The following is a 13,738-nucleotide window of genomic DNA, read 5'->3' on the forward strand; positions in this document are numbered from 1 at the left end:
TCTCCTTTATCTTTCCGTAAGGATGAATAATCAATCAATTAACAAAGACCCAATCAAAACATGGTAAAGGAACCCGTTTATAGTTTTGTTCAGGAGAGAATCGGCTATCTCGTCCTCAACCGACCTGAAAAAAGAAATGCGCTAAATGAGGAAATGGTCGAAGCGATGAAATCAATTTTGACTGATTTTACTAATAATGATAATGTCAAAATAATAGTCATCAAGGCAATGGGGAAGGTGTTTTGCTCAGGAGCAGACTTAGAATCATTGCAAGATATGCAGAGCAATACTTACGACGAAAATCTTGAGGATAGCAGAAGGTTAAAAGACCTCTTTTACCAAATATATACTTGCAGAAAAATAATTATTGGGCAAGTCCAAGGTCATGCATTGGCTGGAGGATGTGGTTTGGCAACAGTTTGTGATTTTGTATTCTCTGTTCCCCATGCGAAATTTGGTTACACAGAAGTGAAAATAGGCTTTATACCTGCGATTGTAAAAGTTTTTCTTCTGAGAAAAATAGGAGAGGGGAAAGCAAAACAGTTGCTCCTCGATGCTGATCCTGTTTCGGCAGAAGAGGCCAAGGATTTAGGTTTGATCAATTGGATTGTAGAAGAGTCTAATTTAGGTAAAAAAGTTTTTGATTATGCGCAGAAGTTGGCAACCCAAAATTCGGGAACAGCAATGGGATTGACAAAAGAAATGATCGGGAGAGTTCAAGAGAAATCTTTGGAAGAAGGACTGGAGTACGCTGCTTCCATGAATGCCAAAGCAAGAAATTCTTTGGATTGTAAAAAAGGAATTGCTGCTTTTCTAAACAAAGAATCACTTAGTTGGTGAGTTTTTGTTGGAGCTTTCTATTCTGACAATTTGATGGTTTTTTTCCTTTGTAAAGAGGATCAATTTTAATGAAAGAATTAATTTAGATTTTTACATATGAATGAAAATGATGTTTCATATATAGTCAGAGGAGCTATTTATGATGTGTACAATGGGCTGGGACCAGGGCTTTTAGAGTCGGTTTATGTTGCTGCATTAGAATGTGAATTGATGGCGCAGGGTTTATTAGTTAAGCGTGAAGTTCCAGTGCCTGTTCATTACAAAGCTGTGAAATTGGATTTGGGGTTTAGAATTGATTTGTTAGTCGAAGATAAAGTGATAATTGAAGTCAAATCAGTTGGGAATCTTGCTGATGTTCACCATAAGCAGATTCTAACCTACTTGAAGATTACTGAGAAAAAACTTGGCATTCTAGTGAATTTCAACGTAGCAAGAATCAATGATGGTATATTTAGAAAAGTGAATGGGCTTTGATTCTCCCGCAGATTTAGCAAATTACCGCAGAAGGGTTCACGAATAAAAGGGTATAAAAAAATCAGTGTACATCAGTTTGGTCAGCGAGCTAAATATTTTCCCTCAGATCTCGCAGATTACCGCAGAAGGGTTCACGAATAAAAGGGTATAAAAAAGTCAGCGTACATCAGTGTGGTCAGCGAGCTAAATATTTTCCCGCAGATCTCGCAGATTGCCGCAGAAGGGTTGATGTATAAAGGGGTATAAAAAAAATCAGCGCTCAATAGCGTGATCAGTGGGCAATTAAAATCTCCCGTAGATTTCGTAGATTACCTCAGAAGGGTTTACGAATAAAAGGGTATAAAAAAGTCAGCGTACATCAGTGTGGTCAGCGAGCTAAATATTCTCCCACAGTTCTCGCAGATTACCTCAGAAGGGTTGAAGTATAAAGGGTATAAAAAAAGTCAGCGTACATCAGTGTGGTCAGCGAGCTAAATATTTTCCCGCAGATCTCGCAGAATACCGCAGAAGGGTTCACGAATAAAAGGGTATAAAAAAAATCAGCTCTCAATAGCGTGATCAGCGAGCTAAATATTTCCCCTCAGATTTCGCAGATTACCTCAGAAGGGTTGAAGTATAAAGGGTATAAAAAAAATCAGCATACATCAGTGTGGTCAGCGAGCTAAATATTTTCCCGCAGATCTCGCAGATTACCGCAGAAGGGTTGAAGAATAAAGGGGAATAAAAAAATCAGCGCACATCAGCGTGATCAGTGGGCAATAAAATTTTCCCGTAGATTTCGCAGATTACCGCAGAAGGGTTGAAGAATAAAGGGGTATAAAAAAATCAGCGTACATCAGTGTGATCAGCGAGCTAAATATTTTCCCGCAGATCTCGCAGATTACCGCAGAAGGGTTCACGAATAAAAGGGTATAAAAAAGTCAGCGTACATCAGTGTGGTCAGCGAGCTAAATATTTTCCCGTAGATTTCGCAGATTACCTCAGAAGGGTTGAAGTATAAAGGGTATAAAAAAAATCAGCATACATCAGTGTGATCAGCGAGCTAAATATTTTCCCGTAGATTTCGTAGATTACCTCAGAAGGGTTGAAGTATAAAGGGTATAAAAAAAATCAGCGCTCAATAGCGTGATCAGTGGGCAATAAAATTTTCCCGCAGATCTCGCAGATTACCGCAGAAGGGTTGAAGAATAAAGGGGAATAAAAAAATCAGCGTACATCAGCGGGCTAAAATATTCTCCCACAGATGTTGAAAAATCAAGCAATATGAAAACCAAAGCGATACAAGTTCTCCAAAAATTCTTTGGGTATGCGGATTTTCGTCCGTCCCAATTGGATATCGTCCTTTCGGCGATGGAGGGGAAAGATTGTGTCGCATTGTTACCTACTGGAGGAGGGAAGTCTATCTGTTTTCAAGTGCCAGCATTGGCTCAAGAAGGGATTTGTTTGGTAGTAAGTCCCTTGGTTGCATTGATGAAAGATCAAGTCGATAACCTTAGGAAAAGAGGAATTCTAGCAGCAGCGGTGTATTCTGGGATGAGAAAGAGAGAAATTGATACAATTCTTGACAATTGTGTTTATGGTAATTACAAATTTCTCTATGTTTCGCCTGAACGGCTTCAGACAGAGCTTTTTTTAGAGCGGTTCAAAAGAATGAATGTGAACCTGATTGCAATTGATGAAGCACATTGTATTTCTCAATGGGGTTATGATTTTAGACCTCCGTATTTGGAAATAGCAAAGATTAGAGAGTTTCACCCGGCAGTACCCTGTATGGCCTTGACTGCCTCTGCAACTCTGAAAGTAAAAGATGATATCATAGAAAAATTGGAGCTAAAGAATCCAAATGTCTTTGTGAAATCATTTTCCAGAAAAAACTTAAGCTATTCTGTGCGAATGGTTGAGAATAAGATTGAAAAAGCCATTCAGATCCTCAACAAAGTGCCGGGTTCAGCGATTATTTATTCAAGAAATAGAAAAGGTACGAAAGAGATAGCCAAAGAACTTTATCAGCTTGGTGTTTCTGCTACTTTTTATCATGCAGGATTGGATTCTGCCACAAGGGAATTACGTCAGCAAGAATGGAGATCAAATAAAATACGCGTCATGGTCGCAACCAATGCTTTTGGGATGGGAATAGATAAGCCCGACGTAAGATTGGTGATTCATTTGGACTTGCCCGAAAATTTGGAAAATTATTACCAAGAGGCAGGCAGGGCAGGTAGGGATGAGCTCAAAGCTTACGGAGTCTTACTTACAAATGACCAAGATATCCAAAAGCTTACAGAGCGTGCCGAATTAGCTTATCCGCCCATCGATTACCTTAAGAAAGTCTATCAATCTCTCGCCAATCAATACAGGATAGCCGTTGGAAGTAGCTTGTTCGTTAGCTATGATTTTGATTTGACAGATTTTTGTGCAACATACAGACTTGATGTATTACTGACATACAACTCCATGAAAGTACTTCAAGAAGAAGGCTTGGTGGAACTAAATGAAAGCTTTTTCTCACCTTCTACCATACATTTTTTGGTAAATCAAAGCAAGTTGTACGAGTTTCAGATCGCAAATGCTAAACTAGATCCATTAATCAAAGCGCTACTTAGAACATATGGAGGTGAGCTTTTTATGGATTATATCAAAATACAAGAGCCAAAACTTTCCAAGAATTTGGGGATGGAAGAGGGGGATTTGATCAAGCAGTTGGAATTGTTGGATCAGTTTGGAGTCTTGGCATACCATAAAAGAAAAGAAAAGCCCCAAGTGACTTTCTTGACTCCCCGATATGATGCTGGGAAATTGCCCTTGGATACCAAAAGGATAGCTGAAAGAAGGCAAAATGCAATCTCCAAAGCAGGGTCGATGGTTGCTTATATTGAAAATGACAATCTCTGTAGGGCAAATCAGATTTCACAGTATTTTGGAGAAGAAAGTGATCATTATTGTGGTATTTGTGATGTCTGTATTAATCAAAAAAAACAAGCTGAAACAAAGGATTTGAAGCTAAGATCAAAAATCATTCAAACTTTAAGTAATGGAAAAACGTTTTCCCTACAGACTCTACCAGTTACGTCAGGGCTCAAAGACGATCAAGATACACTAAAAGTATTGAGAAGTATGGAAGATGAGGGAGAGATTGTCTCTGAGCCCGACGGTACTTACAAATTGAAAAGATAATGGCTTCATTCATTGATGATATTTTCGGGAAATTATTTCCCAACAAAAAAACACCCGTAAAACATAAAGAGAACTTCACACAATCTCCAGATGCCGAAGAATTTACAGCTAACTGGATTGCTTCGGAAGAGGGTAAATCCTTGATGAACCTAATCCAGAAGAATTATCACTTCAAAACTTCAGGGATGAATGCAAATCCAGAGGTTCATATTTTGAACTCGCCATACGCAAATGGCTTCGCCGTTTCTTATGATAGCACATTTGATCAGAAAAGTTTTTCACAACTTTTCTTTGCATTTGGGCAGCGAATGTTAGATTTGGGTTATCAAAAAATAAGCTTAGACAGAAAGATAGAAGAGGTAAATGAAGTAGTCAGGACTACTGAAAAGCAATATTTCAAGCCTCCATTGAGCAATGTTGATTTGTCCAAAAAGATAGATCAACTCTATGGAAATGTAAGCATTGAGAAGATAAGTGTGGATGAAAAGCCTAGCTATCTAAAAGTTTTAGTCACAGTATATTCAGATCATTTGTACTTAAAAGCAAGGCCTTTTGAGCAATTTATGGATGATTTATTTGAAAATTAATATCTCATGGATAGAAAAATATTGAGACAAAGTCTCGAAAATTATAGAACACCTTTTGAAGAAGAATCTGCTTTTGTAGATGAATTTATTGAGTTGACTTATGACGAAAATGCCTTTTTGAGGTCAAGGCTTGAAGGACATTTTACAGGTTCTGCCTGGATTGTAAATAAAAGAAGAACCCACACACTTTTGACACTTCATAAAAAACTCAATAGATGGCTTCAATTGGGAGGACATGCTGATGGGGTAGAAAATCTTCTGGAAGTTTCGATGCAGGAGGCAAGAGAAGAAAGTGGCTTAACCTCTTTGAGATTGGTAGGAAATGGCATTTTTGATATTGACAAACATGTTATTCCCCATAAAGGAGACATCCCTGAGCATTTTCATTATGATGTAAGATACTTGATCGAAGCAGAACTAAATGAGCCATTGACAATTAGCAATGAAAGTACTGATCTAGCCTGGATTCCCTTTGATTCTGTAGAGGATATGGTTGGGTTCAATCCATCAATCTTAAGGATGTTAGAAAAAACAAGTCGATCTGAATACGCAATTTAACTATGGAAAAAATCTCAATCGAAGTGGTGAAATCCTCCTTTTCTTTTTTTGTCCCTATTCAAGTGAGGTTTTCTGACATTGATGGCTATTTGCATGTAAACAATGGGATCTACTTCAATTATTTTGAACATGCAAGAGCAGAGTACCTTCACAAAGTTTGTGATTGGGATATTATGGCTATCGGGACTGTAGTAGCAAATGTCAATATTGATTTTTTCACTCCAATCCATGTGCATGATTCACCTTCTGTGTATATCAAGTGTACAAGAATAGGCAATACTTCATTCACATTGGAGCAGGTTATTTTGGGCAAAAACCCAAAGGGCGAAGATAAAATTTTTGCCAAAGCGAGTACGATTATGGTTGCTGTAGATATGAAAACCATGAAGCCTATGCCGCTCCCCGAAGAATACGCATCAAAAATGAAAAATAGATCATCTGTCGCAGGATAAATCCTTATCTTTGCATGCAAAATTAAAAAGACGTGAGAAAAATTTTCTTTTGTATTGTAGCAATCGCCATGATGACAGCTTGTGGAGCATCAGAGCAAGAATTATTTGATGAAGGAGTGAAATCCCTCGAAAAATCAGAGTATTCCAAAGCAATAGGGTACTTTGATAGAGTGATTGAGAAAAATGATTCCAATACATCCGCTCATAATGCAAAAGGAGTGGCATTATTCCAAAACGGGAATTTTGATGAGGCAGTGGTGTCATTCACCAACTCAATTAATATAGACTCCACTTCTTACAAACCATTTTTTAATAGAGGGAATGCTTATCTCGAAAAGAAAGCTTTCAAAGAAGCTGTCAGAGATTATAATTTCGCAAATGGTTTGGATCCTGAACAAACAGATATTTATTACAACAGAGGATTGGCTTTGTTGGCATTGGAAGAATATGAAGATGCGATCATGGATTTTGACATGGCACTTCAAGTAAATCCCAATCAAGCACTTGTTCATTTCAACAAAGCCAAAGCACAACTTGGAAATAGTGATCCTTTGGGTGGAATGGAGTCATTGGTTTATTCCATCAATATTGATGGAGAAAATGGAGCAGCCTATTACCTTTTGGGTGTGACGCAACTAAGCGCTCTCAGTCAAAAAGAAGATGGATGTGCCAACCTCAAAATGGCTCTTAGTTTGGGTTATGGTGATGCGAAAACTTGGGTAGATGATTTTTGTCAAGATTAATGGCTGAAATAGGAAAAGATATTTCGAAAGCAAAGCAAATCCTAGAAGCTGGTGAATTGGTTGGGATTCCAACTGAGACAGTCTATGGCTTGGCTGGGAATGCGCTGAATGCAGATGCTGTTTCGAAAATTTTCGATACCAAAAATAGACCCAGTTTTGATCCGTTGATTTTGCACACTTCGGACATAGAAAGAGTTTTGGATTTTGTAAAAGAAATTCCTGAAGATCTAAAAATCCTTGCTAATAGCTTCTGGCCAGGTCCATTGACACTTTTACTTCCAAGAAAATCTAATGTACCTGATTTGGTTACAAGTGGCTTGGATACTGTAGCAGTGCGAATTCCTTCCCATCCTTTGACAAAGGAATTGCTAACTGAATTAGATTTTCCACTTGCAGCCCCTAGTGCAAATCCTTTTGGGTATATTAGCCCAACCAAAGCCAGTCATGTGAATGATCAGCTTGGCCAAAAAATAAGCTATATACTTGATGGAGGGTCTTGTGAAGTCGGCTTGGAAAGTACTATCGTTGGGATGGAAAATGGGAAGGTTACTGTTTATAGGCTGGGCGGAATTGATTTGAGATTGATAGAAGAAAAAGTGGGGGAAATCCATCAAGTTTCCCATTCCTCCAGTAATCCAAAAGCACCTGGATTGCTACAAAGTCACTATTCTCCTACAAAACCATTTGTTTTGGGGGATTTGCCAAAACTAATTGAAGAATATACCGATAAGGGAATTGATTTTGCTGTAATGAGCTTTAGAGATTCCTTTGAAGAGCTTGATTGTAAAAAAATAGTCGTACTCAGTCCCCAAGCAGATTTGCACGAAGCTGCAAAAAATCTATTTGCGTCTATGAGGATTTTGGATAGCATGGATGTTTCTGTAATTTTAGCAGAGCTAATGCCAGAGGAAGGACTTGGAAAAGCTATCAATGATCGCTTGAGAAGAGCAGCCGCAAAGTGATTATTTGATTGACTATCAATAATAATTGAACCTAATAAACACTATAAATCATGAACAAAAGAATTAAAAACGTAGATAACCTTGACTTTTCTGGAAAGAAAGCACTGGTAAGAGTTGATTTCAACGTCCCTTTGGATGAGCACTTGAATGTGTCTGACGGCACAAGAATCAGCGCAGCAATTCCTACAATTGAAAAAATATTGAAAGATGGTGGTTCAGTGATCTTGATGTCTCACCTTGGAAGACCAAAGGATGGACCTACTGACAAATTTTCCTTGAAGCATGTGGTGAATGAACTTCAGAAACTTTCAGGAACGAAAGTGAAGTTTGCACCAGATTGTATTGGACAGGAAGCTGTGCAATTGGCAGAGGGACTTCAGCCAGGAGAAATTCTACTGCTGGAGAATCTTAGATTTTATAAAGAAGAAGAAAAAGGGGATGAGGTTTTTGCCAAAAAACTTGCTGACCTTGGAGATGTATATGTGAATGATGCATTCGGTACCGCTCACAGAGCACATGCTTCCACTGCAGTTATAGCGAAGTTTTTTGATACTAAAGTATCTGGTTATTTACTTCAATCTGAACTTGAAAATGCAGATAAGGTAATGGAAAATCCAGAAAGACCATATACAGCAATTATGGGTGGTGCAAAAATCACCGACAAAATCTTGATTATAGAAAGATTGTTGGATAAAGTTGATAATTTGATCATCGGAGGCGGAATGTCTTATACTTTTGCCAAAGCAAAAGGGGGATCGATAGGAGACTCCCTTTGTGAAATGGACAAGTTGGATTACGTGCTTGAACTGATGGAAAAAGCCAAATCAAAAGGTGTTAATTTGATTTTACCAGTTGATACAGTGATCTCAAAAGCTTTTGCGAATGATGCAGAGCAAGGGATGGCTGTAAGTGGTGAGATTCCTGACGGATGGATGGGATTGGATATCGGGCCTGAGACTAGGAAGCAATTTGCCGAAGTTGTCAAAAATTCAAAAACCATATTGTGGAATGGCCCAATGGGTGTATTTGAGATGAGTAGCTTTGTACACGGTACAGTTGCAATTGCTGAAGCAGTTGCTGCAGCTACAGAAGGAGGTGCATTTTCTTTGATAGGTGGAGGAGACTCAGCAGCAGCAGTAAATAAGTTTGGTTTTACTGACAAAGTATCCTATGTATCTACCGGAGGTGGAGCACTATTGGAGCACATGGAAGGTAAAGTACTTCCAGGAGTAGCTGCTTTAGAGCCATAAGATTTTAAATTATGAGTATCCGCAATGTTGCACGTTGGGTATGAAGTAGCTTTGTAAGTAGCGGACACTCGTCGGCAGACAACAGTTCACAGTCAACAGAACAAATCGTTCAGCAAACAATCTATTGTTTGGCTACGTGAAAGAAAGCGGATAGTCATATTATAAACAGAAAAAACATACCGCCTTCTGAAAAGATGGCGGTTTTTTTATGCTTAATGTTTTTTAAAATGGAAGTTTTCAATTCAAAACTTATTTCATTGAACTAATAGTTGGAAATAGTTCGTAGCCCTGATATATTCGTAGAAAAGAATTTAAAATGAAGAAGTCTATTTGGGTGATTACATTTGTCTTGTTTTTTTCTCTATCATGTTCGGAGTTTGAGGAAATAGGAGGTTCATGTACTGTGTATTTGGTTGAAACAGATGATTCAGGTGCCCAATTATCCTATGTGATTGACCAGGATTTGCGGCGGAATAAGAAAACAGGGGTGTTTACTTATAGAGTGTTCAATGAAGATGGAACTTCAAAATTGTGGTCTATTTCTAGAGCGTCTGAACCTGAGGAAGATGGTGCCTACAGTTATTTTTCCAAAAGTCAAGATGGCGATGAGAAAAAAGTTGAATTTATTGAATGTGGAGGTAAAGAATACCTCCGTAGGGATAATGGAGGTGAAGATTGAGAAATTATAAAAATAGTATTTTGACTGGATTGGCTACTCATAAATTAAATAATGTAAAAGTTTTTTTGGTTTTTGTACTTTTTTGTTCAATCGTGAAGGTGCATGCTATAAATCCAGATAGAGAGTATATTCGTACTCCAGATTCTTTGGGTTTGAATTATGAATCATTGAGAATTAAGACAAATGATGGGTTTGATATAAATACTTGGGTGTATTCTGCAAATGTTGAAAATGATAATGGAAAATTGATCATTTTGGCATATCCCGATGCAGGAAATATGTCTTATTTTGTTTATCATTCTTCGATACTGGTGAGCCACGGTTACACAGTAGTTACTTTTGATTATAGAGGCTTTGGGAAAAGCTCTGATTTTTCAATCGAAAGAGATATGCTCTATTACAAAGAGTTTGCAACAGATTTGATTGCGGTAGGTGATTTTATCTATCAAAAGTTCCCTAATAAAAAAATTGGGATTTGGGGAATGTCTATGGGGTCAATAATTGCTGTTAAAGCTATTGAAAAACTACAAGATAAAATTAGTTTCCTTGTTGTTGAAGGGTTTGTTACTAATGTGTCTTTGATAACTGAAAGAATAGAAAAGCAAAAGGGAGTTTCAATAATTCAGCCCGAAAAGGATGTAGATTATATAAGAAGTATTGAAAGTTTAAATTTACCAATATTGATTTTTTCAGCGAGTAAAGATGAAATTACACCAACCGAAGATGTTTTGAAATTTAGAAATAGTACCAGGAATAAATGTGAAGTAATCAGTTTTGAAGGTGAGCGTCTCTCTGGCTTCAATTCAGGAGAAGGGGAATGGGGTAGCTTTTATATTAATCAAATTAACAAATTCACATCAAAAATTTCTGTATAATCACATTGGTATCCTGATGACTGTGCGGTGGTGAAAAACTGTCCTCTACTACACAGACGCAAAATCAAATAATTGTTAAAGAGTATCTGCAATTTATACCCGATTAATTTAGGTTTTAATTTTTATATGACTATCCGCATTCTTGCATATAGCCTAACAATAGATTGTCGGATGAACGATTCTTGGTTCTGTTGACTGTGAACTGTTGTCTGCTGACGAGTATCAGCAACTTACAAAGCTACTTATTACGTAACGTGCAACATTGCAGATACTCATAAAATTTTAAATTGCGGATACTCTTTTGATTTTATTTCATTGGAGAAAATGACAATGCCTTCAGGTATTTCATTTCTGCTTTTTTTACAATCGGACCATTGATTTCTGAGGCTGCTTTGATTTTTTTCCAATCAGCATCTTCCTCAAATTTGGCATTCCCAAAATTAGCCATTTTCTCGCTTTTATGTGCTAGCAAATAGATCAGTTTTGGCTCTACGCCTTCTTCCTCTACTGTGTACCAATACATCACATTGGTCATTCCATAACGAGGGAAGATTTCACGAGTATAATCTCTAAATCTTGCATTGATCGCATCAACTTTCCCTGGTTCTAAATCATACTTACGAAGTTCGAAAATTTTCTTTTTTGAGGAGAGTTTGCTCATTTCTGGGCTTAGATCATTGGCATTCACCATAAAGGTCTGTTCTATGTTGGAAACCAAAGGTCCGTTGGATTCAGAGCTGGTTTTTACTTTTGTCCATTCAGGGTCATTGGCGAATTTTTCCCAGAGCTTTTCTCTAGAATCCTTATCTGGATAAGCAATAATAAAAGTCAGCTTATAGTCAGTTGGGTCTAATGGTATAAAATATGCAATGTTTTCAATCCCATTTTTCTCAAAAAGCTTAAGTGTGTGGTTTTCAAATCTGCTAATCAGGTCAGAACGTTTGCCTTCATGTGCTGTATAAGTTCGCATTTCATAATATCGAGAATCTTGAGCAGATACTACAATGGAAAATGATACTAAAAATAAGATTAATAATGATTTCAAAATGTTCATAGTGAGTTTAGTTTGTTGTTTTTTTATCTACTTCTTTTATAAAATTAATTAGCCCTTGAAAGAAAACTTTCTGGTCATCGTATTGGGAAAGATGACTGCCGTCTGGGCAGAATAAGTATTTGCCATTTTTAACTTCTTTTGACATCCATTCCATCTGGGTTGGGTCCATGGTGTCATGACCTGCACCTATCACCAAAGTAGGTACTTCAATCTCATTCAAATCAGCACTCCTATCCCAACCTTTTAGCGTAGCTCCAGAAGTTATGCCAAACTCAGAAAATCCTTGCATATAAACATAAACATTTGGATTAAGATGTTTGAGGGTTCGAAGAACGGCTTCAGGCCATTCTGCTAAAGGCTTACGCAGCACATGGTACTGGTAGTGGTGTTCCATCAACAATTCTTCATAACGTGGATTTTGAAAATCTTCTTCGTCTTCGATCTTCATTATTTCCTGAAATACTTCTTCAGGCATTTGAGGCCCAAGTACTTCTTTGGCATACTTTTCATACTCGTCCAAACTCGACATCATATTTGAGATAATCAGCCCTTTGAGCTTATCCTGATGTTTCAATGCATATTCCATTGCAAGCATTCCGCCCCATGATTGGCCAAAAAGGTAAAAGTTGTCCTCATTGAGCCCCAAAGCGATTCTCACTTGCTCCACCTCGTCCACAAACCTGTCTATTGCCCACAAATCTTGATCTTCAGGCTGATCGGAATAATAGGATCCAAGTTGATCATAGTAGATGTATTCTATGCCTTCAGCCGGAAAGTATCCATCAAAACATGAGTACAGTTCATGTGTCATCCCAGGCCCTCCATGAAGTAAAAGAACCTTGATTTTTGGATTGTTTCCAATACGTTTCGTCCAAACTTTAAATTCACCTTTAGGTGTTTGGATAGGTATCATTTTGATCCCTCCTTCAAATTGATCATCTCTTTTGGAAAAATCTAAGTAATCGTTCTCAGTGTTATTATCTGAAGATTGGTAAGTAGAACAGCCAAATAATAAAAAAGCTGTCAAAATAATGAAGAGGGTAGTTTTTTTCATGCTTTAAATCGTTTGTTTTGAAATTATAGTATGTCATAAAAAATCTAATGAATATAACCAAAATCATTATTCTAACCTACGAGAAAAAAATGAGTTGTAAAATAGGTCAAAGAAGTTTAAAAAATAAACCTTATATATGCTTCTTGATCATCTGAATTCTGATTCATCATTTTGAGATAAAGTCCATTTGGTGTACAAAATCCCAAACTGCTGATTATTCTGCTGGAAAAACTAACTTCCCCAATTTTGGAAAGAGATTCATCCAAAATCACAAAGCTATTTTTTGAAAAAACACCATTTTCATTTTTGCCTTGTTCGATGATAAGATGTCTTAAAATTAGACCTTGATAAGGGTCATGCATCATCGACTGATATCTGCTGGTTTCAACACTTGGCAAAAATACTGTGTATTCACCTTGGGCTTCTGTCTTTCCTTTTTTAAATTCTAACTGGGAATTGCTTCCGGCAAAAATCTTTGATGAATTTTCTTCACTAAAAACCAGAATGGAATCCGTAGCAGGAAAGGCTACTAGATGTTTATTGGTCTTTTCTATTAATAAATGATAATAAGTACCAAGTTCTGGATCGTCAAAATAATCATTGTATTCCTTCGGGAAGGTAAATTGTAAAGCTACTTCTTTTGTGTTTTCTTTAAGGTTAAACTCCCAAAGCCAATCTTTATATTTCATTGACTTTTCTTTGAGAAGTATTGGCACGTCTGGGACAATCAACTTTTCTTTCGCAGTATTCCAATTCATTTTGTTTCCTCTGTTGGTACTAAACTGTGTTGCAATCCTCTCTTCAGGGCTTTCTGGCAAAAGGTACCTATTGATGACTTTGCCATCATGGCCTGCTTGTGTAATTTCCTTTTGGCTCGAAATAAAAAACACGACATCCTTCGTAATCAAATTCCCCGACACATACCCACCAATCCCATCAGGGCCTTCTTTCTCGAAGGTAATATTTGATATCAGTTTTCCTGATGGATATTCATACTTTAAAAGATTGAAGCCTGACATGCCATAGAGAAACTCTT

At 37.4% G+C, this 13,738-nt stretch carries 13 protein-coding genes and 1 pseudogene; 11 read left to right on the forward strand and 3 right to left on the reverse strand.

Translation table 11 applies throughout. From position 1 onward, the window contains the following. The first annotated feature begins 60 nt into the window (after positions 1 to 60). The 11 genes from MM213_RS05175 to MM213_RS05225 all read left to right on the forward strand — a co-directional run bounded on the left by MM213_RS05175 (position 61) and on the right by MM213_RS05225 (position 10,594). Positions 61 to 840, forward strand: a complete 780-nt coding sequence (locus MM213_RS05175; RefSeq protein ID WP_241410406.1) for an enoyl-CoA hydratase/isomerase family protein — start codon at positions 61 to 63, stop codon at positions 838 to 840. A 96-nt stretch (positions 841 to 936) separates the two neighbouring features. After that, on the forward strand, positions 937 to 1,314 hold the full coding sequence (locus MM213_RS05180; protein ID WP_241410407.1) for a GxxExxY protein: 378 nt from the start codon (positions 937 to 939) through the stop codon (positions 1,312 to 1,314). 1,263 nt (positions 1,315 to 2,577) lie between these two features. After that, positions 2,578 to 4,488 carry a RecQ family ATP-dependent DNA helicase gene (locus MM213_RS05185; RefSeq protein WP_241410408.1) on the forward strand — a complete coding sequence of 637 codons (1,911 nt, stop codon included), beginning with the start codon at positions 2,578 to 2,580 and terminating at the stop codon, positions 4,486 to 4,488. After that, positions 4,488 to 5,075 carry a hypothetical protein gene (locus tag MM213_RS05190; RefSeq protein ID WP_241410409.1) on the forward strand — a complete coding sequence of 196 codons (588 nt, stop codon included), beginning with the start codon at positions 4,488 to 4,490 and terminating at the stop codon, positions 5,073 to 5,075. The genes MM213_RS05185 and MM213_RS05190 overlap by 1 nt, the downstream gene beginning before the upstream one ends. 6 nt (positions 5,076 to 5,081) lie before the next feature. Continuing rightward, positions 5,082 to 5,633 carry an NUDIX hydrolase gene (locus tag MM213_RS05195; protein ID WP_241410410.1) on the forward strand — a complete coding sequence of 184 codons (552 nt, stop codon included), beginning with the start codon at positions 5,082 to 5,084 and terminating at the stop codon, positions 5,631 to 5,633. Positions 5,634 to 5,635: 2 nt separating this feature from the next. After that, positions 5,636 to 6,085, forward strand: coding sequence for an acyl-CoA thioesterase (locus MM213_RS05200; protein ID WP_241410411.1), 450 nt, complete (start codon positions 5,636 to 5,638; stop codon positions 6,083 to 6,085). A 32-nt stretch (positions 6,086 to 6,117) separates the two neighbouring features. Further along, complete coding sequence (locus MM213_RS05205) at positions 6,118 to 6,828, forward strand: tetratricopeptide repeat protein (protein ID WP_241410412.1); 711 nt, start codon at positions 6,118 to 6,120, stop codon at positions 6,826 to 6,828. After that, complete coding sequence (locus MM213_RS05210) at positions 6,828 to 7,790, forward strand: L-threonylcarbamoyladenylate synthase (protein WP_241410413.1); 963 nt, start codon at positions 6,828 to 6,830, stop codon at positions 7,788 to 7,790. Before MM213_RS05205 ends, MM213_RS05210 begins: the two co-directional genes overlap by 1 nt. A 50-nt stretch (positions 7,791 to 7,840) precedes the next feature. After that, a complete protein-coding gene (locus MM213_RS05215; protein WP_241410414.1) occupies positions 7,841 to 9,040 on the forward strand; it encodes a phosphoglycerate kinase in 1,200 nt (399 codons plus the stop codon). 316 nt (positions 9,041 to 9,356) lie between these two features. After that, on the forward strand, positions 9,357 to 9,719 hold the full coding sequence (locus MM213_RS05220; RefSeq protein WP_241410415.1) for a hypothetical protein: 363 nt from the start codon (positions 9,357 to 9,359) through the stop codon (positions 9,717 to 9,719). Then, complete coding sequence (locus MM213_RS05225) at positions 9,716 to 10,594, forward strand: alpha/beta hydrolase (RefSeq protein ID WP_241410416.1); 879 nt, start codon at positions 9,716 to 9,718, stop codon at positions 10,592 to 10,594. Before MM213_RS05220 ends, MM213_RS05225 begins: the two co-directional genes overlap by 4 nt. Positions 10,595 to 10,901: 307 nt before the next feature. Here the strand turns inward: MM213_RS05225 and MM213_RS05230 are convergent, their stop codons facing one another. The 3 genes and pseudogenes from MM213_RS05230 to MM213_RS05240 all read right to left on the reverse strand — a co-directional run. Then, on the reverse strand, positions 10,902 to 11,648 hold the full coding sequence (locus tag MM213_RS05230; protein WP_241410417.1) for an NIPSNAP family protein: 747 nt from the start codon (positions 11,646 to 11,648) through the stop codon (positions 10,902 to 10,904). 7 nt (positions 11,649 to 11,655) lie between these two features. Beyond that, entirely contained in the window at positions 11,656 to 12,702 is a 1,047-nt protein-coding gene (locus MM213_RS05235; RefSeq protein WP_241410418.1) for a proline iminopeptidase-family hydrolase, read from the reverse strand. A gap of 116 nt (positions 12,703 to 12,818) precedes the next feature. Further along, positions 12,819 to 13,736 (reverse strand): annotated as a pseudogene (locus MM213_RS05240) (DUF4221 family protein); the annotation flags it as partial. Positions 13,737 to 13,738 lie beyond the last annotated feature (2 nt).

Origin of the sequence: Belliella alkalica (assembly GCF_022549785.1) — a bacterium.
GTDB lineage: Bacteria > Bacteroidota > Bacteroidia > Cytophagales > Cyclobacteriaceae > Belliella > Belliella alkalica.